Here is a 661-nt window from a genome sequence, read left to right as displayed (position 1 = left end):
ACCCTCACCCGTCCCCCCGGACCCGCCGGGAGTCCGGGTCCGCCCGATGACCCCGGCTCCCGCGGCGCACTGGTGCTCCATGAAAAGGTCGTCAAGAAAATTGCCGCTCAGGCGGCCGGGGAGGCCAGCGTCACCGGAGGCTCCTCGGGAGGATTCCTCGGCATCGGCTCCCGCCCCGATTTTTCGGCCCGCCCCCGCGCGGAGGTGGAACTCTCCGGCAACATCGCAACCCTGTCGGTAACCGTGGGGCTGCGCTATCCGGTGCCGCTGCGGCAGGCCACCGAAGAGCTGCGCCAGCGGATCATGGACCGCGTCACAGCCCTGACCGGGCTCGACGTGCGCCAGGTCGACATCACCGTCTCCTGGCTCACCGCCTCCGAGGACGGCAGCGGGCCCAGGAGGCTGTTATGAGCAGGACCGACGCCCGGTCCACGCCCCTGCGCCACCGGCCCAGCCGCGCCATCCCGGCTCTCATCATCGGACTGCTGATGCTGGGGGCGGGCATCACCCTGACCTGGCTCTCGATCGCTCGCCTGGCCGAGGGCATGTGGCCCCCGTTCCTGGCCGGCCTGCGGGACTGGGCGGCCGCCCTGAGATGGAATGATCCTGCGGTGTGGGTCAGCGGCACGGTGCTGCTGCTGGCCGGACTCACACTGCTGCT

General features: G+C 71.0%; 2 protein-coding genes. Both read left to right on the top strand.

The window, feature by feature from the left end; genetic code table 11:
• On the top strand, nucleotides 1–411 hold a 411-nt coding region (locus AC5RVV_RS17775; RefSeq protein ID WP_494002674.1), incomplete at its 5' end, for an Asp23/Gls24 family envelope stress response protein.
• Nucleotides 408–661, top strand: a 254-nt coding sequence (locus AC5RVV_RS17770; RefSeq protein WP_494002673.1) for a hypothetical protein, incomplete at its 3' end; no start/stop codon positions are given. The genes AC5RVV_RS17775 and AC5RVV_RS17770, both read left to right, overlap by 4 nt.

It is taken from the genome of Arthrobacter sp. MDT2-34-1, assembly GCF_059091365.1.
Note: the sequence above shows the minus strand (reverse complement) of the source record. Positions and strands in the feature narration are given on the sequence as shown.